The sequence below is a fragment of the Actinomyces sp. zg328 genome (assembly GCF_009829635.1).
Taxonomy (GTDB): domain Bacteria; phylum Actinomycetota; class Actinomycetes; order Actinomycetales; family Actinomycetaceae; genus Actinomyces; species Actinomyces marmotae.
Map to the genome: position 1 here is coordinate 19,047 of NZ_VWPE01000010.1, position 23,904 is coordinate 42,950.

At 70.7% G+C, this 23,904-nt stretch carries 20 protein-coding genes; 8 read left to right on the forward strand and 12 right to left on the reverse strand.

The annotated features are described in order from the left end of the window. Nucleotides 1-357 precede the first annotated feature (357 nt). The 5 genes from GVV75_RS05790 to rplI all read left to right on the forward strand — a co-directional run bounded on the left by GVV75_RS05790 (nt 358) and on the right by rplI (nt 4,714). On the forward strand, nt 358-2,799 hold the full coding sequence (locus GVV75_RS05790) for a transglycosylase domain-containing protein (RefSeq protein WP_159813871.1): 2,442 nt from the start codon (nt 358-360) through the stop codon (nt 2,797-2,799). Nucleotides 2,800-3,042: 243 nt separating this feature from the next. Next, nucleotides 3,043-3,330 carry a 30S ribosomal protein S6 gene (rpsF, locus tag GVV75_RS05795; protein ID WP_017177877.1) on the forward strand — a complete coding sequence of 96 codons (288 nt, stop codon included), beginning with the start codon at nt 3,043-3,045 and terminating at the stop codon, nt 3,328-3,330. 23 nt (nt 3,331-3,353) lie between these two features. Next, a complete protein-coding gene (locus tag GVV75_RS05800) occupies nt 3,354-3,926 on the forward strand; it encodes a single-stranded DNA-binding protein (protein WP_159717164.1) in 573 nt (190 codons plus the stop codon). Nucleotides 3,927-4,006: 80 nt separating this feature from the next. Continuing rightward, entirely contained in the window at nt 4,007-4,243 is a 237-nt protein-coding gene (gene rpsR / locus GVV75_RS05805) for a 30S ribosomal protein S18 (protein WP_017177879.1), read from the forward strand. A gap of 15 nt (nt 4,244-4,258) precedes the next feature. Beyond that, nucleotides 4,259-4,714 (forward strand): 50S ribosomal protein L9, encoded by a 456-nt coding sequence (gene rplI, locus GVV75_RS05810; protein WP_159624205.1) that lies wholly within the window; start codon nt 4,259-4,261, stop codon nt 4,712-4,714. Between the two features lie 227 nt (nt 4,715-4,941). Here the strand turns inward: rplI and GVV75_RS05815 are convergent, their stop codons facing one another. Then, a complete protein-coding gene (locus GVV75_RS05815) occupies nt 4,942-6,399 on the reverse strand; it encodes an MATE family efflux transporter (protein ID WP_159813873.1) in 1,458 nt (485 codons plus the stop codon). 450 nt (nt 6,400-6,849) lie between these two features. On the opposite strand from GVV75_RS05815, the gene dnaB reads away from it, so the two are divergent. Further along, nucleotides 6,850-8,265, forward strand: a complete 1,416-nt coding sequence (gene dnaB / locus GVV75_RS05820; protein WP_268891844.1) for a replicative DNA helicase — start codon at nt 6,850-6,852, stop codon at nt 8,263-8,265. Nucleotides 8,266-8,271: 6 nt separating this feature from the next. Here dnaB and GVV75_RS05825 read toward each other — a convergent pair whose 3' ends face one another. The 10 genes from GVV75_RS05825 to GVV75_RS05870 all read right to left on the reverse strand — a co-directional run bounded on the left by GVV75_RS05825 (nt 8,272) and on the right by GVV75_RS05870 (nt 18,147). Further along, nucleotides 8,272-9,249 carry a siderophore-interacting protein gene (locus GVV75_RS05825; protein WP_236266072.1) on the reverse strand — a complete coding sequence of 326 codons (978 nt, stop codon included), beginning with the start codon at nt 9,247-9,249 and terminating at the stop codon, nt 8,272-8,274. Continuing rightward, nucleotides 9,246-10,121 carry an ABC transporter ATP-binding protein gene (locus GVV75_RS05830; protein WP_201288238.1) on the reverse strand — a complete coding sequence of 292 codons (876 nt, stop codon included), beginning with the start codon at nt 10,119-10,121 and terminating at the stop codon, nt 9,246-9,248. The genes GVV75_RS05825 and GVV75_RS05830 overlap by 4 nt, the downstream gene beginning before the upstream one ends. After that, the gene (locus GVV75_RS05835) at nt 10,118-11,155 is read right to left on the reverse strand and encodes a FecCD family ABC transporter permease (protein WP_159522362.1); all 1,038 of its coding nucleotides are present in this window, start codon (nt 11,153-11,155) and stop codon (nt 10,118-10,120) included. Before GVV75_RS05835 ends, GVV75_RS05830 begins: the two co-directional genes overlap by 4 nt. Further along, entirely contained in the window at nt 11,152-12,195 is a 1,044-nt protein-coding gene (locus GVV75_RS05840; protein ID WP_235904945.1) for a FecCD family ABC transporter permease, read from the reverse strand. The genes GVV75_RS05835 and GVV75_RS05840 overlap by 4 nt, the downstream gene beginning before the upstream one ends. After that, entirely contained in the window at nt 12,192-13,229 is a 1,038-nt protein-coding gene (locus GVV75_RS05845; RefSeq protein ID WP_159522364.1) for an iron-siderophore ABC transporter substrate-binding protein, read from the reverse strand. The genes GVV75_RS05840 and GVV75_RS05845 overlap by 4 nt, the downstream gene beginning before the upstream one ends. 212 nt (nt 13,230-13,441) lie before the next feature. Beyond that, complete coding sequence (locus tag GVV75_RS05850) at nt 13,442-14,437, reverse strand: ROK family glucokinase (RefSeq protein ID WP_159624196.1); 996 nt, start codon at nt 14,435-14,437, stop codon at nt 13,442-13,444. A gap of 204 nt (nt 14,438-14,641) precedes the next feature. Continuing rightward, a complete protein-coding gene (locus GVV75_RS05855) occupies nt 14,642-15,373 on the reverse strand; it encodes a DsbA family protein (protein WP_328703536.1) in 732 nt (243 codons plus the stop codon). Between the two features lie 173 nt (nt 15,374-15,546). Next, a complete protein-coding gene (locus GVV75_RS05860) occupies nt 15,547-16,005 on the reverse strand; it encodes a fluoride efflux transporter FluC (protein WP_236266073.1) in 459 nt (152 codons plus the stop codon). Further along, on the reverse strand, nt 16,002-16,472 hold the full coding sequence (locus GVV75_RS05865) for a fluoride efflux transporter FluC (protein WP_159813880.1): 471 nt from the start codon (nt 16,470-16,472) through the stop codon (nt 16,002-16,004). Before GVV75_RS05865 ends, GVV75_RS05860 begins: the two co-directional genes overlap by 4 nt. A gap of 1 nt (nt 16,473) precedes the next feature. After that, nucleotides 16,474-18,147 (reverse strand): DUF2079 domain-containing protein, encoded by a 1,674-nt coding sequence (locus GVV75_RS05870; RefSeq protein WP_236266074.1) that lies wholly within the window; start codon nt 18,145-18,147, stop codon nt 16,474-16,476. Between the two features lie 76 nt (nt 18,148-18,223). Between GVV75_RS05870 and GVV75_RS05875 the strand changes: the two genes are divergently transcribed. Together GVV75_RS05875 and GVV75_RS05880 are read left to right on the forward strand one after the other, a co-directional pair. Beyond that, nucleotides 18,224-19,651, forward strand: coding sequence for an amino acid permease (locus tag GVV75_RS05875; RefSeq protein WP_159813882.1), 1,428 nt, complete (start codon nt 18,224-18,226; stop codon nt 19,649-19,651). Between the two features lie 303 nt (nt 19,652-19,954). Then, nucleotides 19,955-20,878 (forward strand): hypothetical protein, encoded by a 924-nt coding sequence (locus GVV75_RS05880; protein WP_159813884.1) that lies wholly within the window; start codon nt 19,955-19,957, stop codon nt 20,876-20,878. A gap of 181 nt (nt 20,879-21,059) precedes the next feature. Here GVV75_RS05880 and GVV75_RS05885 read toward each other — a convergent pair whose 3' ends face one another. Then, a complete protein-coding gene (locus tag GVV75_RS05885) occupies nt 21,060-23,873 on the reverse strand; it encodes a lysylphosphatidylglycerol synthase transmembrane domain-containing protein (protein ID WP_201288719.1) in 2,814 nt (937 codons plus the stop codon). Between the last annotated feature and the right edge of the window lie 31 nt (nt 23,874-23,904).

Genomic DNA, 23,904 nt, shown 5'->3' on the forward strand with positions numbered 1-23,904 from the left:
GGGCGGAGGCGGCGGGGCTCGTGGCGCTGAGCCTCAGGGGTGCCGGTGGAGCGACGGGGCCCCTGACCTGTTCTCTTGGGCCCCTGTGACCTCCCTCTTCGCCCGGTCGGACCCGGTGGGAGGCTGGTGGGTGTGACCGACGCCTGAGTGATAGGCACCATATTGCGCTCTGGCCTGTGATGACGCCGATCAAGGGGGTCGCAGGGCCCATCGAGCCGACGCCGAGTCGCGATCCTGCCGCCCTCCCCTTGCCCCGAGGGGGCACTTCCCGGCCATACTTGGCACTGCACGATGGCTCGCTGGCCCCCCAGCCCTGAATCCCAGCGAACCGACCGGCACTGCAGGAATGAGTAACGCGTGACACTGAACGCGAACCCAGGAGGCAATCGTCCCCATGGCGGCAGGCTCGCCCAGGCAGCCCTCTCCGGAAGGCAGGAGCAAGGCCGACGGGCTCCCGCGAGCGGCCGCGACAGGCGCGCCGCCCGGGCCGCTGGCCCGGCCCCCACGGGCCTGAGGAGGATCTTCAATTACCCCAGGTACGGCAAGGGCCCGATCCACCGCTGGATCCCGAGCTGGCGCTTCTGCCTGGGCTCCTTCCTCCTCATGACCGCGACGGTGCTGGGCCTGTTCGTCTATGCCTACTCGACGATCAAAGTGCCTGAGCCCAGCGAGTTCGCCCAGGCGCAGACGACCACCATCTACTACTCCGACGGCGTCACCCCGATGGGGCAATTCGCCGAGATCAATCGCACTATCATCGATGCCTCGACGATTCCCTCCCATGTGGGCAGCGCCGTCGTCGCCTCTGAGGACCGCTCCTTCTACACCAATAGCGGTGTGGACCCGAAGGGAATCCTGCGCGCCCTCGTCAACAATGCCAGCGGTGGGGGGACCCAGGGCGCCTCCACCCTCACCCAGCAGTACATCAAGAACTACTACGTCGATACGACGAACTCCTACGCGGGCAAGTTCCAGCAGGCCATCATGGCCCTCAAGATCGACCGCTCCAAGAGCAAGGCGGAGATCCTCGGCTCCTACCTCAACACGGTGTACTTCGGGCGCTCCGCCTACGGCATCGAGGCCGCCAGCCAGGCGTACTTCGGCCACCCGGCATCCGAGATGACCTACTCCGAGTCCGCTCTCCTGGCGGGGATCCTGCCCGCGCCCAGCGCCTGGGACCCGGCGATCGACAAGGACCAGGCCACTCACCGCTGGAACCGCGTGCTCGACCTTATGCTGGCCGATGGCTACATCACGCAGGCGGAGCGCGACTCCGCGACCTTCCCGACGACGATCGACGTCACTGACAACGAGACCTACAAGGGCCCCAATGGCTACCTCCTCCAGATGGTCCGGGAGGAACTCACCACGAAAGCCGGGCTCACCGACCAGCAGATCGACACCGGCGGGCTGTCCATCGTCACCACGATCAACAAGGCGAACCAGGAGGCCGCCGTCGCCGCCGCCCAGAGCCTGCCGGAGGGCCACTCGCCCAACCTGCGGGTGGGACTGGTGTCTATCGACGCCAGTAGCGGCGGCATCCTCTCCCTCTACGGCGGGAGCGACTACCTCACCGGTGGACTGAACTCCTCCACCGGCGCCGTGGCCCAGGCCGGCTCGACCTTCAAGCCCTTCGCGCTCGTGGCCGCCCTGGAGAAGGGCGCGACCCTGGCCAACGGATATCCGGGGGCCTCGCCCATGACGATCGATGGCGCCCGGTTCGTCAACTTCGGAAACGCCCAGTTCAGGTGGGCGAATCTTGTGACGGCCACCGCGTACTCGGTTAACACCCCCTACGTCCAGCTCAACAAGGACGTCGGGCCCGAGACCACCAAGGAAGTGGCCAAGAGGGCGGGCTTCCCGGAGGACACGGCGGGACTGGACGACGCCAACCTCCAGAGCGTCCTCGGCTCGGCCTCGCCGCACACGATCGATATCGCCACGGCCTACGCGACCTTCGCCTCGCAGGGGACCCGCCACCAGACGCATATCGTCGCCTCGGTCAGCGGGAAGAGCGTCTCCTACACGGCGTCCACCAGTGGTGAGAAGGTCTTCTCTGACGATGTCATGGCCGACGCCACCTACGCGATGCAGCAGGTGGTCAACGAGGGATCGGGTACCACGGCGCTGCGCTTGGGCCGGCCGATCGCCGCGAAGACGGGCTCGTCCTCGGACAACAAGTCCGCCCATTTCGTCGGCTACACCCCGCAGGTGGCCACCGCCGTCACCCTCTACCAGAGCGGGCAGAACGGCGAGGAGGAGTCGATCACCCCCTGGGGGAAGTACTCCGAGATCACCGGCTCCACCTACCCGGCAGACATCTTCACCACCTACATGGAGTCCGCGCTGAACGGCCTGCCCGTTGAGCGGTTCCCGGGCCGCACGGCTGGCTCCTACACGCCGGGCTCCCTGGGAGGGATCCAGGCCCCGGCGCCCTCGCGAGGCTCCTCCCGAGCGCCCGAGCCGGTGCCCTCCTTGACGCCGGTGGAGCCCACGCAGGAGGCGCCCAAGCAGGACAAGCAGGAGGAGACCGACCCGGAGGTGCCGCCCGGGGATCAGCAGCAGGGAATCGTACCCGTTCCTGAGGGGCCGCAGAACCCCGATCCCGCGAAGCCCGGCCAGCCGCCTCAGAATGGCAACGGCGGCAACCCCAATGATCCCGGGAAAGGCGACGATGGGAATCTGGACGGTCAGAAACGTTCTCCGCAAGGCGCGGGGGGGAACGGGAATCGCCCCTTGGGTCGCGACTGGTTGGGGATACTCGGGGATCTCGGCTGGAGCCCCCGTCATCAGCGGTAGCGCGCGCACTGACGACTCCGGGACTCCGGGGGGCCGGCTCCACGCCGGCGCGCCGTCCGCCGCGCGTGTCGCACTGCACGGCCAGTGCGCCGCCCCCGTCTTCCTGGCGGCGGTGGCCCTGGAGTAGGCTCGTGCCCTGGCGCGCCCTTGGGCGACCCCGCCCCGGCGGCGCGCCGCACGCATCAACCCTCCTGTCACGGAGAGACCGTGACCGCTTGAGACCAGAGGAGGTGGGTACCAAGCATGCGTCATTACGAGATCATGATCATCCTCGACCCCGAGACGGACGAGCGCACCATCGCGCCGTCGCTCGAGAAGCTGCTGCAGGTCGTCCCCAGCAACGGGGGCACGGTCGACAAGGTCGACGTCTGGGGCAAGCGCCGTCTCGCCTACGACATCAAGAAGCGCTCCGAGGGCTTCTACGTCGTCGTCGACATGACCACCACGCCTGAGATCGCCCAGGAGCTCGACCGCCAGCTCGGCCTCAACGAGACTGTCCTGCGCACCAAGCTCCTGCGTCCCGAGGCCTGAGCCCACCGAGGGAAGGAAGCGAAATGGCCGGCGACACCGTCATCACGATCATCGGGAACCTCACCGCGGATCCGGAGATGCGCTTCACCCCGTCGGGTGCGGCGGTCGCGTCCTTCACGATCGCGTCCACACCGCGCACCTTCAACCGCCAGACCAACGAGTGGCAGGACGCGGAGACGCTGTTCATGCGCTGCTCAATCTGGCGCGACGCCGCGGAGAACGTCGCGGAGTCCCTGACCAAGGGCATGCGCGTCATCGCCCAGGGCCGCCTCCAGCAGCGCTCCTACACGGACCGCGAGGGCGCCCAGCGCACAGTCGTGGAGATGCAGGTCGATGAGATCGGCCCCTCCCTGCGCCGTGCCAAGGCCCAGGTCACCCGCACGGGCGGCCAGGGGGGCTACGGCGGGAACCAGGGCGGTGGCTACCAAGGCGGCGCCCAGAACCAGGGCGGTCAGGGCGGCGGCTCCTGGGGCAACCAGGGCGGCCAGGGCTTCCAGGGCGGCCAGTCCGGCTACAACGCCCCCCGGGGCGGCGCCGCGGACGACCCGTGGGCCACGGGCGGCTCCACCTCCTTCGGTGACGAGCCCCCGTTCTGATCCCCGCCAGAGCTCCGTTCCCACACCCACAACCCAATCTCGTATGAGCGCCGTCGGCGCTCGCAACAAGGAGTACCACTATGGCGAAGCCCCAGCTTCGTAAGCCGAAGAAGAAGGTCGGCCCCGTCAAGGCGATCAAGGTCGGTGTCATCGACTACAAGGACACCGCCACGCTGCGCAAGTTCATCTCCGACCGCGGCAAGATCCGCGCCCGCCGCGTCACCGGCGTCTCCGTCCAGGAGCAGCGCAAGATCGCCAAGGCCGTGAAGAACGCCCGCGAGATGGCCCTGCTGCCCTACACGAGCTCTGCTCGCTGAGAAGGAGGCACGGATATGACCACCAAGCTCATCCTCACCCACGACGTGGCCAACCTCGGCGCCGCCGGCGATGTCGTCGACGTCAAGGACGGCTACGCCCGCAACTACCTGGTCCCGCGCAAGCTCGCGACGCCCTGGACCAAGGGCGCGCAGAAGCAGATCGACCAGATGGCCGAGGCCCGCCGTCGTCGCAGCATCGAGTCCCTCGAGCACGCCCAGACCGCCCGCGCCTGGCTGACTGACAACGTCGTGACGATCACCGCGAAGGCCGGCGCCAACGGCCGTCTCTTCGGCTCCGTCACCACCGGCGAGATCGCCGATGCCGTGAAGGAGGCCGGTGGCCCCGCCATCGACCGCCGCAAGATCACCATCGCCCCCCCGATCAAGTCGACCGGTCGCCACAGCGCCTCCGTCCGCCTGCACGCCGACGTCGTCGCCCCGGTGGAGTTGTACGTCGCCGCCGCTCGCTGAGCACTCGCGCTGAGGGCCCGCCCAGGACTGCCTGGGCGGGCCCTCGCGTTACCGGCGGCCCGGGAGTGGCGAGGTTTGAGGATTGCTCGCGATCCTCAAGCCCCCCGCGTGGCGTCCTCCCCCTCAAGCAAGCTCGTGACCTGGGGCGACGCAGGACGTGACGCGGCGTCAGAATAAGGAATCCTCAAACCTCGCCAATTCCCGCGGCGCGAGGGCCGCGACCGGGGTCAGGTGAGCCAGGCGCGGGCGCGCGGGGCGGTGGTCGCGGCCCGGGCGCCCATGAAGACCCAGGCGAAGGCCAGCCAGAGCAGAGCAAGCCCGTGGTCACCGAGGCGCGACACCGCGCCCAGGTGCCCGACCGCCACCGCCAGGGGGGCGTAGGCCAGCAGGGTCAGCGCCCCCGCACGCGCCAGGTAGCGCCCCTCGCCCGCGCCCATGAGGACTCCGTCGAGCAGGTAGACGACCCCCGCCAGCGGCATCGCCGAGGCCGTCACGAGCAGTACCGGGGTCGCCAGGCCGACGACGCCCGCGTCCGAGGTGAACAGGCGCGGCAGCCACGGGGACGCCGCCGCCATGGCGGCGCCCAGGATGGCCCCCGTCAACGCCCCCCAGGTGACGGTCCGGCGCACCACCGCGCCCGCGGCGAGCGGAGGCGCGTCCCCGGCCCCGGGTGGCGCGCTCGCCTCACCGGCGGAATCCGCAGCATCCGCCTGTCCGAGCGCCGTGCCAATCAGGGCCTGCGCTGCCACGGCCAGCGCGTCGAGGGCGAAGGCCGCGAATGCCCACAGGGAGTTGACCACCTGGTGCGCCGCCAGCGGAGCCTCCCCCAGTGCCGTGGCCGCCCACACCGTCAGCAGGATCGCCGCTCTCAAGGAGACGGTGCGCACGAGCAGGGGAAGCCCCGCCCCCAGGGAGGTGCCGAGCCCCGCCCGATGGGGCCGCAGCGGCACGCCCGCCGCCCGGGCCGCGCGCACGATGGGCCGCGCCAGGGCCAGGGCCATCGCCGTCTGCGCCAGAGCCGTGCCCAGGCCCGATCCCGCGATCCCCATCCCCACGCCGTAGAGCAGCACGGCATTGAGCCCCGCGTTGAGCGCCGCCCCGGTGGTGGCCACGATGAAGGGGGTCCTGGTGTCGAGCAGCCCGCGCAGCGTGCCCGTGGAGGCGAGGACGACGAGCATTCCCGGCAGGCCCGGCGCCGAGGCACGCAGATAGGCGGTGGCGGCGTCGGCCACCGTCCCCCGCGCTCCCAGGGCCTCCACCAACCACGGGCCGCCCGCCCCTAGGAGGATCGCGGTGCCCGCGCCCAGGAGGAGGGCGAGCCACAGCCCGTCGATCCCCGCGCGCAGGCCGCCCGCCCGGTCGCCCGCGCCGAAGAGCCGCGCCGTCGTCGCGGTCGTCGCGTAGGCGAGGAAGACGAACAGGCCCACGAGCGTGGTCAGCACCGTGGAGGCGAGCGACAGGCCCGCCAAGGATGTGGCTCCCAAGTGCCCGACCATCGCGGAGTCCACGAGCACGAGCAGGGGCTCGGCCACGAGCGCGCCGAGCGCCGGCAGGGCCAGCCCCAGGATGGAGCGGTCGAGCCGACGGCGGCTCGCGGGGCTCGCCGGGCTCAGGGAGCCCGCCGGGCGGCCCCGGTCCCGATCGGATGAGTCGAGGGGACCGTCATCGCGCGCTGGTCTGGTCACGTCATCTCCGGGGTCGTGGGGGCGTCCCAGTGTCTCACGCAGGCCTGCGGCGCCCGCCCCGAGCCCTCGCGCCCACTGCGACCGGGTGGTCCAGACCTGAAGGTGAAGATGAGGTTATTCCACAGGAAAACCCGGTTATCCACAGATTTTGTGCGGACTTTGTCGCATTCTCCTGTGGGCTTCTGATCATGGACTCTACACCGAGATCACGCTGGTATATCAACGATCGTCGGAAACAGGCAGGTTGTCACCTCAACTTTATCCACAGGCTGTGCGGCGCGTCGCCCCCAGGTTATCCACCGCTTTCCACAGGTGTCGGTGGGCTGCCCACAATGTCCCCCCAGGGCGCGTTTGCCGCGCCCTCAGGCGGGGGCTAGTGTCGCGCGCGCGCCTCCTGGCGCCAGAGGGGAGAGAGCCGTGACCGACGTCATCGACCGCGCTGCCGTGAGCATCACGCGGGAACGCGGCGGCCAGGGCTCGCCCGGCCCGGCGGCGGCCCGCTTCGACGGCGTCTTCGATCGCGTCCCCCCGCACGACGACGAGGCGGAGATGGCCACGCTCGGCGGCATGCTTCTGAGCAAGGAGGCGATCACTGACGTCCTGGAGATCCTGCGCGGCAACGAGTTCTACCAGCCCGCCCACGAGTCGATCTTCGACGTCATCGTCGACGTCTACAACCGCTCCATGCCGGCCGACCCCATCGTCGTCTCCGACGAGTTGGCCAAGCGCGGCGAGCTCGACCTCGTCGGGGGCGCCCCCTACCTGGCCTCCCTCATGGCGAGCGTGCCCACTGCCGCCAACGCCGCGTACTACGCGCGCATCGTCCGGGAGAAGTCCCTCATGCGGGGCCTCGTCCAGGCCGGCACCCGTATCACGCAGCTCGGCTACTCCCAGGATGCCGGGGACATCGCCGAGCTCGTCACCCTGGCCGAGGCCGAGGTCTACTCCGTCGCTCACTCCGAGGGGGAGAAGGAGGATTACGTCGCCATCTCCGAGCTCCTGGGCGAGGCCAACCTGGAGATCGAGGCCGGGCAGAGCCGTGAGCAGGGCGCCATGACGGGCGTGCCCACGGGCTTCATGGACCTTGACGAGCTCACCGGCGGCCTCCACGCCGGCCAGATGATCATCATCGCCGCGCGCCCCGCCATGGGCAAGTCCACGCTCGCCGTCGACTTCTGCCGCTCGGCCTCCATTCACCACGGCATCCCCTCGTGCTACTTCTCCCTGGAGATGGGGCGCATGGAACTCATGATGCGCATCCTGGCCGCCGAGTCCGGGGTCTCCATGAACAAGCTGCGCGGCTCCAACCAGATGAACGAGCGCGACTGGCAGGACGTCGCCCTGGCGTACAACCCCGTCTCCAACGCCCAGCTGTACATCGACGACTCCCCGAACCTCACCATGCCGGAGATCCGCTCCAAGGCCCTGCGCCTCAAGCAGCAGAACGGTCTCGGCCTGCTCGTCATCGACTACCTCCAGCTCATGAGTTCGGGCAAGCGCGTGGAGTCGCGTCAGCAGGAGGTCAGCGAGTTCTCCCGCTCGCTCAAACTCCTCGCCAAGGAGCTCGAGATCCCGGTGATCGCCGTCGCCCAGCTCAACCGCGGCCCCGAGCAGCGCACCGGCAACAAGCCCCAGATGTCCGACCTGCGCGAGTCCGGCTCCCTGGAGCAGGACGCGGACATCATCATGCTCCTGCACCGCCCCGAGTACTACGCGATGGAGGAGCGCCCCGGGGAGGCCGACATCATCGTCGCCAAGCACCGCAACGGGCAGACCAAGACGATCCCCGTGGCCTTCCAGGGCCACCTCTCCCGCTTCTCCAACATGGCGCGCGACATTACCGCCGAGCCCGACTACGAGGGCTGAACGGCCTCAGTTCTCGGCGCGCCCCAGGCGCCAGTAGCCCATGAACGCCACTGCGCGCCGATCGACGCCCCGCTCCGAGACCAGGTGGCGGCGCATCGCGCGCACTGCTCCCGCCTCGCCGGCCAGCCACGCGTACAGATCCGTTCGCGACAGCGCCGCCCCGCCGCGCGCCGTACGCGGCACCTCCCACAGGAGGGCGGAGTCCACGTCGATCTCCTCCACCCGGGTGGGCCGGCCCGGCGGGCACAGCTCGGCCGCCGCCTCAACGACCGCCGCGGTCAGCAGTTCGCCATGCGCCCCGCCCTCGCGCCCCAGGAAGCGCAGCTCGAAGCCTGGATGCGCGGGCAGGTAGGCGCGGTCGGCCTGGCGGGGCATCTCGACGACGGCGATGCCGCGCGCGCTCGTGGGCAGGCCCTCCAGGATCCGGGCGATCGCTGGGGCCGCCGTCTCATCGCCGCCCAGGAGGTAGGCGCCGGTGCGCGCCGGTGGGATGAAATCGACGCCGCCCGGCTCGCCGTCGAAGGAACGACGGGGCCCCAGCAGCACCGCCCGGCTCCCGACGACGGCGCCCCCGATCCATCGCGCCGCCGGCCCCAGCCCGGTGTCGGGCCCGCCAGTCGGCGCGGCCGGATGGACCACCATGTCGACGTCCACCTCCGTCGCGCCCCTACCGTGGACGGCCCGGCGCACCGCGCGCGTCGTGTAGGTGCGGATCGGGCAGCGGTGCTCCGGCGGGCAGGCGAGCCATGCGGTGTACCAGTCCGGGCCGTCCACCAGGTGCTCGTAGCCGCCCGAGGGCGCGGGCAGGACGAGCTTGATGCGCTGGTCCCAGCCCGGGTCCGCGAAGTCGGCCAGAGGGTCGCCGCCCTCCTCGGGAGCCCCGGCGCTGACGAAGGTGAAGCGCCTCATGGAGGGGGAGACATCGAGGATCCCCGCCACTTCGACGGGGAAGAAGCCGAAAGGAGCCCTCCCCGCGCCGCTCACGCCCCCTCCTGCCCGGGCGCCTGATCCCTGCCGCCCACGTGGTAGCGGCCCTTGGGGACGATGAGCGGCGTGCCGGAGACCGGGTCCGGGATGACATCCGCCTCCAGGTCGAAGACCTCGCGCACCAGCCCGCTGGAGACGATGTCCGATGGCGCTCCCGAGGCGACCACCCTGCCCTGGCGCATGGCGATGATGTGGTCCGCGTAGCGGGCCGCGAGATTGATGTCATGCAGGACCATGACGATCGTTGTGCCGCGCTCGCGGTTGAGATCCGTGAGAAGGTCCAGCACCTCCACCTGGTGGGCGAGGTCGAGGAAGGTCGTGGGCTCGTCGAGGAGGAGCACGTCGGTGCGCTGGGCCAGCGCCATGGCGATCCACACGCGCTGGCGCTGCCCACCGGAGAGCTCGTCGATGGAGCGATCCGCCAGGGCCTCGGTGCGGGTGGCCAGCAGTGAGGCCTCCACGATGCGCCGGTCGGCGCTGCTGGTGGCCCGGAACAGGCCCTGGTGGGGGCTGCGCCCGCGCCCCACGAGATCTGCCACCGCGATGCCCTCCGGGGCGATCGGCTGCTGCGGCAGCAGGCCCAGGCGCTGGGCCAGCCGGCGGGTGGGGAGCGAGCGGATCTCCTCGCCGTCGAGCAGGACCCGCCCGTCCATGGGGGTTAGGACTCGCGCCATCGTCTTGAGCAGGGTGGACTTCCCGCAGGCATTCGCCCCCACGATGACGGAGATCCGGCCCACCGGGATGGCGACATCCACGCCGTCGACGACGACGCGGCCGCCGTACCCCGCGCGCAGGGCGCGAGTGGTCAGTTCTGCGGGGCGCGCGCGGTCCTGGGTCGCAGGGGCGGCTGTGCTCATGGACGGGGTCATGCGGAGGCTCCCTGGCGGTTGAGTCGCAGCAGTTGGAGGATGAGGTAGGGGGCGCCGACCACACCGGTCACCACGCCCACCGGGAGTGTCGTGGGGAAGGCGTGCTGGCCCAGGAGGTCGCCGCTGAGCACGATGATGGCCCCCATGAGGGCGGCGGGCAGGAGCAGCGTGCGATGCGTGCGCCCTACGAGGCCTGCCGCGAGAGGGCCGGCCAGGAAGGAGACGAAGGCGATGGGGCCGGTGGCCGCGGTCGCGAAGGAGGCCAGCGCTACCATGGTGAGCACGAGGGCGAGCCTGGCGCGGCCGGTGGCCACCCCCAGGCCGACGGCGGTCTCCTCTCCCAGGGCGAGCAGCGGGAGGTCCCGGCTGATCACCCCCATGATGAGCGCGCATACGCCCACCGCGATCGCCAGGATTCCCACCTGCTCCCAGGCGGCGTCGTTCAGGGATCCGGACAGCCAGCGCATCGCCTTGGGGACGTCGTAGATGGCGGCCCGTAGTTGCAAGTAGGCGATCAGCGAGGACAGCATCGAGGACACGCCGATCCCGATGAGGATGAGCCGGGCTCCCTGGGTCCGGCCCGAGCCGGACAGCGCGTAGATGGCGGCCGCCGTCGCCAGGCCGGCGACGATCGACAGGATGCTCACGGCCGGCCCGGACCAGCCCAGAACGAGGATCGAGAAGACCGCCGCCGTCGAGGCGCCCGAGGTGATGCCGATGATGTCCGGGCTGGCGAGCTGGTTGCGCAGCATGGTCTGGGACGTGGTGCCGGCCATGCCGAAGGCCAGCCCGGCGAGGAGCCCGACCATCGCGCGCGGAAGGCGCAGACGGCCCACGGAGAACGATGCCCCGGGCACGCGCTCACCCATCATGACGCGGATGACCTCCTCCGGGGAGTACCAGGTCCTCCCGATGAGCACGGAGGCCCACCACAGGGCGACGACTCCGATGAGCAGCGCCGCGCTCACCCCCCAGTAGCGCGCCGCCCGGGAGCGCCTGCCCCGGTCGGTGAAGCCAAGGGCTGGGGCGCTCATAATTCGCGCACTTTCGCGCTTCGGGCCACGACGATGAGGATGGGGGCCCCGACGAAGGCGGTGATGATGCCCACCGAGATTTCGCTTGGCCTCGCGATCACCCGGCCCAGGGTGTCGGCCGCCGTCAGCAGGGCGGCGCCACCGAGGACGGATAGAGGCAGGAGCCACCGGTGATCGGGGCCCGTGAGCATCCGCACCGCGTGGGGGACCATGAGGCCGACGAAGCCGATCGGCCCGGCCAGCGCCGTCACGGCGGCGCACAGGACAACCCCCGCCGCGGCGGCGAGGAGCCTCGTGAGCGGCACGTTGATGCCCAGGCCGGTGGCCGCCTCATCGCCGAGGGCCAGCGAGTTCAGCGGGCGCGCCATCGCCAGGCCCGCGGCGGTGGCCAGCACGATGAAAGGCAGGACCACCCCGAGGGAGTCCCAGGTGCCCCGCCCCAGGCTCCCGACATGCCAGGCGCGGAAGTCCTCCAGGCCTTGGGCGCGAGGCAGCACGATCGCGCTGATCGCCGAGGACAGCGCCGCGCCCGTGGCCACGCCAGCCAGGGCGAGCTTGACCGGCGTCGCCCCTCCCGGCCCGAGCGAGCCGACGGCGTAGACCGCGATAGCGGTGATCATGGCGCCGGCCATCGCGACCCACAGGTACTGGAAGAGCGAGTGGATACCCAGGAAGGCGATGCCGGTGACGATCGCCAGGGACGCCCCCGTGTTGATCCCCAGGATCCCGGGATCGGCGATGGGATTGCGGGTGATGGCCTGCATGAGGGCGCCCGCTAGCCCCAGGGCGGCGCCCGCCACGAGGGCGGTGGCGGTGCGCGGGAGCCTCTCGCCGACGGCGGCCGCCCCGATGGTCGAGTCATGGCCGGTCACGCCATCGAGGATCTCGGAGAGGCTGACCACGCGCGCCCCGAAGGCGATCGAGGCGATGACCGCCAGGGCGAGCAGTGATAGGAGCGCGATGAGCACGGCGGGCGCGGGCAGGGCGGTGGGACCGCGATCGCCGGTCCTGCCCGCGCCGTGCGTGGCCGGGGTGGTCACTGGACCTTGTCGGCGGCGGCGGCGATGAGCGCCATGTAGTCAGCCAGCCCCCAGGGCAGGGAGAGCGGCCCGGGGTTGGTGGAGGCCGACAGCGCCGAGCCCTTGCCGACGAAGGCGATGGCCCCGTTCTTGACCGCCGGGATCTTTCCGATGAGGGAATCGGCCTGGAGGGTGGGCAGGTCCTCCGCGGTGCCGTACATGACCATGATGTCGACGTCGTTGACCATGTCGGCGTTCTCGGCGGAGAGGTTGTAGGAGAAGGTGGTGGGGTCGGCCTCGGTCTGCTTGCGCACAGACTCCGGGATGGTCAGGCCCAGGTCCTTCATGAAGGCGGTGCGCGGGTCGCCGGTCGTGTAGAAGCCGATGGAGGACTGGTCGCCCGCGCCCATGTAGAAGAAGGCGGCGCTCTTGCCGGCCAGCTGCGGGTACTTGGCGGTCTCGGCGGAGATGGAGGACTCCAGGGTCGCGATGAGCGCCTCGCCCTCCGCCTTCTTCCCGATCGCGGTGGCATCCAGGGTGATCATCTCGCGCCACGGGGTGACCCAGGCGGCCTTCGGGTAGGCGATGGTGGGGGCGATCTCGCTGAGCCGGTTGTAGTCCTCCTGGGTCATGCCAGAGTAGGCGCCCAGGATGATGTCGGGCTTCGTGTCAGCGATGGCCTCGAAGGCGATGCCGTCGGTCTCATCGAACAGGACGGGCGCGGTGGCGCCGCCGGCGACGAGCTTGTCCACCTTCGCCTTGGTCCAGGGCAGCATCCCGGAGCCGTCCTCGACGCCGAAGACCTGCTTGGCGATCCCAACGGGCATGATTCCCAGGGCGAGGGGGACATCCTGGTTTGCCCAGTTGACGGTCGCGATCCGCTCCACCGAGGAGGGGAGCTCCGTGGTGCCGAAGGCATGGGTGATGGTGCCGGGGGCGGCGGAGGAGGCACTGGCACTGCCGCCATCGCTCTTCTTGCTCCCACAGGCAGCCAGGAGCGCCGACAGGGACAGTGCTGAAGTACTCGCGAGGAAGGACTTGCGGGAGACGGTCATGGGTTCCTCTTCGTTGTCGGGGCGGTCGATCACGGTGATCGCCGGAGGCGGACAAGGGGAACCTTAGTGAGGGCAGGGTGGCCTATGGAAGCGCGGGATGTATGGCGTGACGCATCTTCGACGGCACGGCGGGTCATCATCCGCCGCCTCGGACGGCCCCGCCGGCCCGGGGCCGGCGGGATCTGGGGCCCCGGGCCGGCGGGGCCCCAGGCTCAGCCCTGGCGGGCGAGGTCCGCCGCCCCCACCAGGCCGGCCTCCTGGCCGCCGGCGGCCAGGACGAGCGGGATCGGCGGTCGATGGGCGCCCGCGGTGAGGGTGGCCTCGAAGGCCTTCCGCGTGGGCTCCAGGAGGATGTCGCCCGCCTCGGCCAGGCCCCCGGCGATGACGATGATCTCAGGATCGAGCACGGCGCACAGGTCCGCGAGGCCCCGGCCCAGCCAGTGGGTGAGCTGGGCGTAGCACTCCAGGGCGCAGGGGTCGCCCTCGCGGGCCGCCGCGGTGACCGCCTTGCCGGAGATGTTGTTGGCGTCCCCACCCGAGAGCTCGATGATGCGCGCGGCGTAAGCGGGGCGGAAGCGGGCCTGCTCCCAGCCGTTGACGCCCAGGGCCGTGCCCGCGGCGTAGCGCTCGAGGCAGCCGTTGAGGCCGCAGCCGCAGGGGCGCCCATCCGGCACCACGTTGATGTGCCCGATCTCGGCGGCGAAGCCCCGCGCGCCGCGCAGGAGCCTGCCGTCCACGACGATCGCCCCTCCCACGCCGGTGCCGATCGCCACGACCAGGGCGTTGCGCTTGCCCTGGGCGGCGCCGAAGCGCACCTCCGCCCAGCCGAAGGCGTTGGCGTCGTTCTCCACCACGACGGGCATTCCCACGCGCTCGGAGATGGCGTCCGCCAGGCGCAGGCCGGTCCAGTCCAGGTTCGTGCCGTGGGCGATCGTGTTGCGGTCCTCGGCGATGAAGCCGGCCGCGCCGATGCCAACCGTCGCGCAGGTGGGGAAGTCGTTCTTGAGCTCGCGCACGACCTCGACGATCGTGTCGACGATGGCCTGGCGCTCCTTGGCGGGGGAGTCGCGCCGGATCGTGGCCAGGACCTCGCCGTCCACGCCGACGACGCCGCCCGCGATCTTCGTGCCGCCCACGTCCACGCCGATGCTCAGCGCGCCCCGTGGGCTCTGCGCCGTCTCAGTGGTCGCCCCGGTTAGATCCGCCATGTGTCGTGCTCCTTTGCCATGCCTCGGGTGATGCGGTGCTGGGTGGGAGCGCGCCCATCGATAGGCGCGATACCGAGGCGCGCCTATTGTGGCAGGGGTCGCAGGTCTCCCGCGACCGAATGACGACGGTCCCATGGGCGCCATAGGCGCCATAGGCGGTCCTCGCCGTCGCCGGGCCTTGGCGGGGCCGCTGACCATCTCCGGCTACTTCGCCGCCTGCTCGGTGATGGCGGCGCGCACCGTGTCCGCGGGGGCGAAGCCGCTGATGTAGGTGTCGTTGATCATGAGGAAGGGGGTTCCCTTCACCCCGATCTGGTAGGCGTGCGCCTTGGCCTGGGACACCGACTGAACGGTGGCGTCAGCGGTCATGTCCGCCTTGAACTTCTCGATGTCTGGCACTCCGGCGCTCCGCGCGAAGGCCGTGAGGCTGTCCTGGGTGTACTTGGGGTGGTCGGTGGGATCGGCGGCCGCGTAGACGGCGTCGTGGAACTCCCAGAAGCGGCCCTGGTTCGCGGCGGCGATCCCGGCCTGCGCGGCCAGCGGTGAGGAGGGGGTGATCTGAGCGAGATCGCGCCACTCGATCCGCAGGGTGCCGTTGTCGATGAGGTCCTGCAGCTTGGGCCCGGTCTCCTGGGCGAACTTCGTGCAGTACGGGCAGGCGAAGTCGGAGAAGACCGTCAGCACGACCGGGGCGTTCGCGTTTCCCTTCGCGCGGGCGTCGTTCGGGTCGCGCTTGGGCTCGTCGCGCAGGATCTTCAGCTCCTCGGGGCTGAGGGAGGGGGCGGCGGCCGCCCGAGTGGGATTGGGTGCGCTGCCGGAGGGTGTTGCCTCCGCCGTGGCGGATGAGGCTGAGGATGATCCGCCCTCGCTCCTCAGCAGGAGGATCCCGGCGATCGTGGACAGGAGGAGGGCGATGATGATGAGCAGGATGACCACGGCCTGATTGTTCCGCCGGGCCGGAGGCGCCCCGCCCGGGGCGGGGCTGATGGGCGCGTTCGGCCCTGTGTGCGCGGCAGTGGGGTCCGGCGAATGGGTCATGCCCGCAGTCTGGCAGATAACACGGGCGCAAGGCTGTAATCAGCCTCATCGCGACGGATCCGCGACGCTCCTCAGCCGGGCAGCCAGGCGCCCAGCGCCATGCCCGCCGCCCCCGAGGCCAGGCAGGCGGCCATCATGCCCAGGCCGTGGGCCGCGGCGGCCCTCCAGCGCCCGAGCGCGGCCAGCCGCGCGCCCTCCAGGCTGGCGGTGGAGAAGGTCGAGTAGCCGCCCATGAGGCCTGTGCCGAGGATGAAGGTCAGGCTCGCGGCGCCCGCAGTGGCCTCCGCTCGCGCCCAACCAGTGAGAACGCCCAGGATCAGGCAGGCCGAGATGTTGACGACGATCGTCCCCACCGGCGGCTCGCCGACGGCCCCGCGGGCCTCGCCGGTGGGAGCGCCCCGCCCGCGACGGGACGGGGTGGCCGCCTTCCCGGCCGCCGCGGCGGTAACGCGGCCGTCGACGACGTAGCGGGCGATGGCCCCCGCGCCTCCGGCCAGGGCCATCAGGGGCCATGCCCATGCCGCGCTCACGTCGGCTCCGGGCGCGCGGAACCGCCCCCCACGCTGTCGGTGGGACCGGCGTGACGCGACCGATCGAGGAGCCCCGACAGCCGCAGCCCCAGGTCCGCGAGCGCTAGGCCCGCCACAAGGGATCCCAGGAGGTACGCCGCCCCCAGGGCCGCGCGTCCCTGGTCGATGAGGTGAAGCGTCTCGCTGATCAGCGTCGAGTAGGTGGTCAGCGCCCCCATGAGCCCCGTGCCCAACCCCAGTCGGATGAGCCGGTGCCTGGCCGTCTGGCGCCCGGGCGCCGCGAACTGGCCCAGGATGAGGCCCAGCAGGAGCGCGCCGACGAGGTTCGCCGTCGCCGTCGCCCAGGGCAGGCCCGACGGCGAGGGGCCGATGAGTTCGGCGAGACCTGCCCGCAGCGAGGTGCCGACGGCTCCGCCAAGGCCCACCACAGCCAAGGCGGGCCAGTCGGGGGCGGGAGAGGGGCCCATGTCAGCGGGTGTCGACGAGTCGGGCGACCTGGAGATCGTCCTTGTTGAAGATGAGGGCGTAGGTGCGGCCTGTGCGGCCTTCGATCCAGGCGGCGGCGTCGCGAGGGGCGTTGCCGCCCCAAGCTGATGAGCGGGCGTCGATGACCACGTACTGCGGCGCCTCCTTGCCCGTGCCCACCCAGGCGACATCCGCCCGTGGGACCAGGTAGGCCATGAGGGACAGGTCCGTCTCCACGGTCGAGCCCTCGGGGATGAGGTCGTAGACCGCCTTCACGGAGGCCAGGCGCTCGGGTGCCTTGCCGAAGTCCCGGTTGTTCATCTGCCACAGAGGCAGATCGGAAGCGGTGACCGCGCCCAGGAGCATGGGAGTGGCCAGTCCGAGCAGCGCCAGCCAGCGGGCCCACAGTGGCGCCGCCAGCCAGCCCGGTCCCTCCGGCCTGCGCGAGCGCCGCCGCTTGAGAGCAGCGACGACGTCGAGGAGCGCCCCGATGGCCACCGGGATGAGCACGGCGTTGTAATGCCAGTTCTTCCACTCCCAGTAGAAGGCTACCGAGCCCAGGAACCGCCAGGCCAGGGTCGGGGCCACCACGGCGATCCAGGGCGATCCCAAGCCGATGAGCCCGGCGGTGAGCGCCAGCACGACCAGGGTCTGGATCTTGACCTCCGGGGAGAACAGGCGGGTGAGCAGGTCCTGGTGGGCTCCGGAGTCGGAGCCCGATCCGATGGAGTAGGCCCACGAGCCGTCCGGGTTGAGCATCGGCAGGAGCACCATGGTGGTCAGGAAGAACATGATGACGCCGAAGGTCGCGAGCGCGAGCCCGAGCTGCCAGGTGGCGAGGCGGCCGAGCGGGCGGACCAGGCGGCCCCGCCTCAGCTCGCCCAGCCCTCGCGCGGTCACGGCCAGGCCGATCATGAGGACCGTCAGGCCGAGGTCCTCCTTGACCAGGACCAGCGGTGCGGACCAGCAGGCCACGGCCAGCCACCTGCGCTCGACGAAGGCCGCCGAGGCGAAGGCCAGCATGGGAACCGCGAAGGCGATCTCATGGAACTGCGCGGCCACGGCGCCCTGGAAGCCCCAGCTCAGCACGTAGGTCAGGCCCAGTGCGAGCGCGACGACCGGCTGGGTCAGGCGCTGGGCCAGGCGCACGATGGGCCACGCGGAGACCGCCAGGAGGAGGTCCTGGACGATGAGGAGGGTCAGGCCCGAGGGGAACAGGGCCCACAGGGGGCCCAGCAGCACGAGGATGGGGTGGAAGTGGTCGCCGAGGAGGTTGTAGCCCGGCCCCTTGATCGGGACGATCGGCGCGTTCAACTGCGAGTAGGCCTTGGCCGCCTCGGAGAAGATGCCCAGGTCCCAGCTCGGGACTGTCATCGCCCTCCACTGGCCCACGGAGTACGAGATGAGCACCCAGGCGCCGATGAGGACGGTGAGCGCGGCGGGCAGGAGATCGCGCAGATCTTCGAAGGATCGCGGCGGGGTCAGGCGGAAGGGCGGCGCCTCCTCCGCTTCCGGGGCGATCGCTCGGGTGGTCCCGGCACCCTCCCCCGGCGCTCCCGCATCGGGCGGTAAGCACTGTCCCGGGGGCATGGGCGGGGCGGCCGGCAGAGGCGGGATCGGAAGCGCGTCTCCATCCCGGGGAGGAACGGCGTCGTCGGGGCTGGGCACTGGACTCATCGCGGACGAGCCTAATGCTCGAAACACCCCTCGGCGTAGGCTGCCCCAGTCACACCCACCCCTGAGGAGACGACAGATGACTGCCACCACAGGCGAGCACGATCTCGACGAGATCGTTGAGCGCGGCGAGCACCTCCAGCGCCGCCTCACCAATCGACACATCCAGCTCATCGCCATCGGCGGGGCGATCGGAACCGGCCTCTTCATGGGCTCGGGCAAGACGATCTCCCTGGCCGGCCCCGGCGTGCTGCTCGTGTACGCGATCATCGGTGGTTTCCTCTTCCTGGTCATGCGGGCCCTCGGCGAGGTCCTGCTGTCCAACCTGGAGTACAAGTCCTTCGCCGACGTCGCCCATCACCTCATCGGCCCCTGGGCGGGCTTCTTCACCGGGTGGACCTACTACTTCTGCTGGCTCGTGACGGCGATCGCGGAGGTCATCGCCATCACCCAGTACGCCCAGTACTGGTGGCCCACCGTGCCCCTGTGGCTGCCCGCCGCGCTCACCGTCGTCCTGCTGCTGGCACTCAACCTGACCACGGTCAGGGCCTTCGGCGAGATCGAGTTCTGGTTCTCCATCATCAAGATCGTGGCGATCATCGCGCTCGTCATCGTGGGCATCGTCCTGGTCGCCATCGGCTTCACGGCGCCCAATGGCGCCGTCGCCTCCCTGGGGAACCTGGGTGATCCCTCCGACCCCATTGGCAGCCTCTTCCCCCATGGCTTCTCCGGCTTCACCGGCGCCTTCCAGATCGCCGTCTTCGCCTTCGTGGGCACCGAGCTCATCGGGACCGCCGCCGCGGAGGCCAAGGACCCGGAGGTCACCCTCCCCAAGGCGATCAACGCCATCCCGGTGCGCATCCTCCTGTTCTACCTGGGCGCGCTCACCGCGATCATGATGGTCACCCCCTGGCGGGAGGTCACTGAGTCCAGCCCCTTCGTGGCCATGTTCTCCTTGGCCGGATTCGGCCTCGCGGCGTCGCTGGTGAATTTCGTCGTCCTCACCGCCGCGGCATCGAGCGCGAACTCCGGCATGTACTCCACCTCCCGGATGCTCTACGGCCTGTCCTGGTCCGGTCATGGCCCGGCCATCTTCAAGCGCCTGACCGCCCGCTCGGTTCCGGGGCCGGCGCTCGTGATCACATGCGCGGCGCTGCTCCTGGCGATCCCGCTGCTGTACACGACCGCGTCGATCATCGAGGCGTTCACAGTGGTCACGACGGTGGCGAGCGTGCTGTTCATCCTCGTGTGGATCATCATCATCGTCTCCTACCTGCGCTTCCGCTCCGTGCATCCCGAGCTCCACGAGGCCAGCGCCTTCAAGATGCCGGGCGACCGGGTGGCGGCGTGGGCGAGCATCGTGTTCTTCATCTTCGTGGTGTGGACCCTGACGCAGGCCCATGACACCAGGCTGGCGGTGCTCGCCTCACCGCTGTGGCTGATCGCGATGGCGGTCGCCTGGTGGGTCCATTCCAGCCGTGCCAAGCGCCTGAACGAGTGGGGCTGACACGGTCCCTCCTCCGGCATCGCCCCGCTGCGGCCCGCTGTGGCGCGGTTTGAGGATTGCTCGGGCCCCGGGAGGGGATGAGTGCGGCACTGGTCATCATGAGACGGCCCCTGACCTGGGGAAGCGCAAATCGTGACAACTGGTCAGAAAAAGGAATCCTCAAACCTCGCCAAATCCGCGGGTGCGCGAGCCTCAGCAGGCTGCCCGAGTACCATGAACCACAGGTGACGCCATCCCCACCGGCTCCCCCGCGCTGTGGAGGCATCTCCTCGACGGGCCTGGAGATCTCCCACAATCCAGCGCATGGGACAACGCGAGGCGGAGGCGAGCAGGATCCTCCGCGAGCTTCGAGCGGGCCATGGGGCCCTGCGCCGTCGGGACCTGCACCTGGGCCGCACCGGCCAGCGAGCACTGGCCGACCTGCTGACCACGGGCGATGCCCTGAGGACGGGCGGTGCCATCCACTTGCCGGATGCGCCCCAGTCGATTGTCGTCAGCCGGTCGCTCGGCGGCGTGCTGACGGCCGAATCCGCTCTCGAGCACTACAGGCTCCCTCTGGCGCGCCGCCCGCGCTCGCTGCATGTCGCGGTGCCGGCGCGTACCGGTGTGATCCGGGCGCCCGGTGGTGTGATCGTCCACCGGGAGGCCCATCTCGACCGGGTCGATCCGTTCGAGATGCCCGTCGCCCCGCCGGAACTCGTCTTGGCGCGGATGCTCCGGTGCTCCCCGGAGGTCGATGCCGTCGCGGCACTGGACGCCGCGCTCCGCGAAGGACTTGTCCTGCTGGGGGACGTTCATGAGCTCCTCGGGGGCGATGGGCACCAGGCGGCTGTCGCGCGTCGGAGGGCGGGTCGGGCCAACCCTCGTGCTCGGTCCCTGATCGAGAGCCGGCTCCGCATCGAGCTCGAGGACGCGGGCCATCGGGTGGATGTCGGGGTGATCGTGCATGGCGTTGGTGAGGTCGATCAACTCGTGGATCGGCGCCTGTTCGTTGAGACGGATGGCTTCGCCTACCACTCCTCCAGGGAGGCGCTCTCCAGGGACCGGGAGCGCGATCAGCGGATGATCTCGATGGGGCTGCCGGTTGTCCGGTTGACCTATGAGGATGTCATGCAAGGGCGTGGCGTCACCATCGTCGAGGCCGCGCTGAGAGGGTTGGACAGGGCGCCGGCACCCCTGCGGGTCGATCCTGATCCTTCTATCGGGGCTCCGAGACTCATGTGGTGAGTGTGAAGTGGCGCGGTTTGAGGATTGCTCGGGCCTTGGAAGGGGCTGAGTGTGACGCTAGTCATCGTAATACGGCCCCTGATCTGGGGAAACGCAAATCGTGACAATGGGTCAGAAAAAGGAATCCTCAAACCTCGCCATTCAGGGGGGCATATCGCGCCGCTGGCATCGCCTCTATGGCTCACAACTCCCCGAGCTTCTGGAGGCGCTGGAGGCTGAGCCAGCCGATGGGGATCGGGATCCAGAAGGTGACCAGGCGGTAGACGATGGCGGCCGACAGTGCGGTGCCGCTGGGGATCCCCGCGGTGATGAGCCCCGCCGTCAGGGCGAACTCCACCGGTCCGATCCCGCCGGGGGAGGGCACCACGGACCCCACCGTGTTGGAGGCGAAATAGGCGATCGCCAGCACGGAGAAGGGCAGGGTGAAGCCGAATGCCCACAGGCTCGCCCCGAAGGCCAGGATGTAGGACAGGCTCAGGAGCACCGCCCCTCCCACGCCGGCGAGCAGCCGCGCGGGATTGGACAGGATCCACACGAGCCGGGGGCGGACCTGCCGGTACGTGGGCTCGATCTTCTCCCAGATCCAGATGCGCGCCCGCGGCACGGCCAGGACCATGGCGACGAGCGCGGCCAGTAGCACCGCTCCCAGCAGCACCCAGCCCGAGGGCAGAGTCAGCCCCGTCGACTGCCCAGTCGCGGCGGCCAGGATGACGAGCAGCACCAGGGTGACGAGGAACTGCACGACCTGGACGAGCGCCACCGTGGCCACGCCGACCGCCGTCGGCACGCCCTTGCGGGTCAGGAAGCGCAGGTTGATTGCCGCCCCTCCCACGCCGGCGGGTGCCACTAGCGCGACGACGGAGGAGGCCAGGTGGACCTCGGTGGAGCGCCACAGGCTCAGGCGCTCCGGGGTGAAGGCCACCAGGATGATGCCCGCCCCCAGGTAGGTGGCCAGTGAGAAGACGAGCGCCCCCAGGATCCACCAGGCGTTGGCCTGGGCCACGGCGTCGGAGACCTCTTCGAAGTTCATTCGGGCCAGGAGCGTCCACACCGCCACGAGGAAGATGACGGCCATGACCACGGTGCGCGCCTGGAATCGGTTGATGCGGGCCGGTTCGGCGTGGGCGGTGGGCGTGAGCGCCACGAGGGCGTCCCTCAGCTCCTGGAGGACCTGTCCGCGCCGGCCCATGGCTCGGCGGGTGTCGGCGGGCAGGACCACGCGCTGGAGCATGGGAGCGATCGAGGCCAACTGGGGGGTGGTCAGGACCCGCGAGGCCGACGCGATGGCGCGCTCGACTCCCACCGAGCCCGCCAGGAGGGCGAGGGCCTGGGCAAGGTCGACGCGCCGGGACAGCTCCGAGGAGATCGTCTCCCCGGAGTCCCAGCCGAGCAGCCACACGCGGCGCGCCTCATCCACGACGACGCTGTCCCCACTGAGGCTGCGGTGAGCCAAGCCAGCCGCGTGAGCGCGGCGGAGTTGGTCCCACAGGCCGGTCAGGACCGCGTCGGGAATATCGGGGCCGAACTCGGACAGGGCGCGGGAGCCCGCGATGTGGTCGGTCACGAGGAGCACGGACTCGGGGGCGTCCGCCATCCCGCGCAGGGTGGGCGTGCGCACCCCGGCGCGGCGCGCCTCCAGCGTCATGAGGGCGGCGTGCTCAGCCTCGGCGCGGATCGACATGCCCCGCTGGGGGGACAGCCCCCGGACCCGGATCCGGTCCCACAGCGTGGCCAGGTAGCCGGCGACCTGCCGGTCGGTGTCGATGATCGTCAGATCGTGGCGCGCGCCCGTGCGGTCCCAGACCGCGTACACGCGGTGGGTGCTGGGCCTGCCCGGGGACAACGACCGGGCCTCGGCGATGAGCGCCTGGGAGTCGATCGCCGGTGCCGGCGCGATTGTCGACGACGGCGCGGCGGCGCGGCCCTCACGCGCGGGGGGCAGGGCGGCCGTGTCCGGCTCCATGCCCGGCCCCCCGGCGGCGTCGCCACTGGTGGTCGGCGCGGGCGAGGCGCTCTCGGGCGCCAGCGGGTTCTCCCGCACCTCCTCGGTGTAGCCCAGTGGGGCGTCCGTGGTCACCCACCAGGCCGTCGCCCCGGGCGCGCTGTCCACGCGGACCACCCGGACGGCGTCGACCCCCGCCCGGCGCAGCGCCCGCACGAGGGCGATGCCGTGGGCGGAGTGGTCCTCCACCCCGAACAGGCAGCGCAGCGCCAAGCCCGCCAGGCGGCCCAGGAGGAGGGAGAGCAGTGCCCCGGGAAGAGTGATGGCCGAGCGCAGCACGGCGAGCCCGACGATCATCCAGATCGCCACCCAGCCGTAGCGAACAGTGGACGACGAGCGCCTCTCGCCCGCAGCCGTGAGCAGGCCCACCAGGGCGGCGAAGACAACGGATACGCCCAGGCGCGGAAAGCCCGAGGCGGTGACGGTCAGGCCGGCGGAGAGGGTCGGCGGTGCCCAGGCCTTCAGCGTCCACAGGGCCATGATGGTGAGCGCCCAGCCGGTCACGGCCCCGGCGGCGCTCTCGGCGGCCCCCCGCCAGCGCCCCCGCAGGAGCTGGTTGAGGAGGACGAGGACCGGGATGAGGAAGGTCGCCAGTCCCTCCAGGGTCTGCAGGGGGAGGATGAGCACCTGACGCAGCACTGAGGACAGCACCACGCGGACATCCGCCGTAACTCCCGTGGTCGTCTCATGCGCGTAGGTGGCCAGGACGAGGACCGACAGGATGCCCGCGCTCACCAGCGCGAGGCTCAGCAGGTCCTCGGCGCGGCGGCGGCGGCGGGGGGCCTCATCGACGAGCAGCGTGGCTGAGCGGGGGCCGGGCTCCGGGCCGGGGGCCGCCTCCACCACGGGTGTCAGGCCGATGCGGGGGATGCCGACTGGGGAGGTCGCTGGCGTCGGAGGCGCTGGCGGGACATCGGACGGTGGCGGCACAGGCGCCGCGGATGGGGCGGGCGCGCTGCCCGAGGTCGGGGGCATGGCGTCGGCATCGGTCATGGCGGGATTCTACGGGGATCGGCGCGCTGCG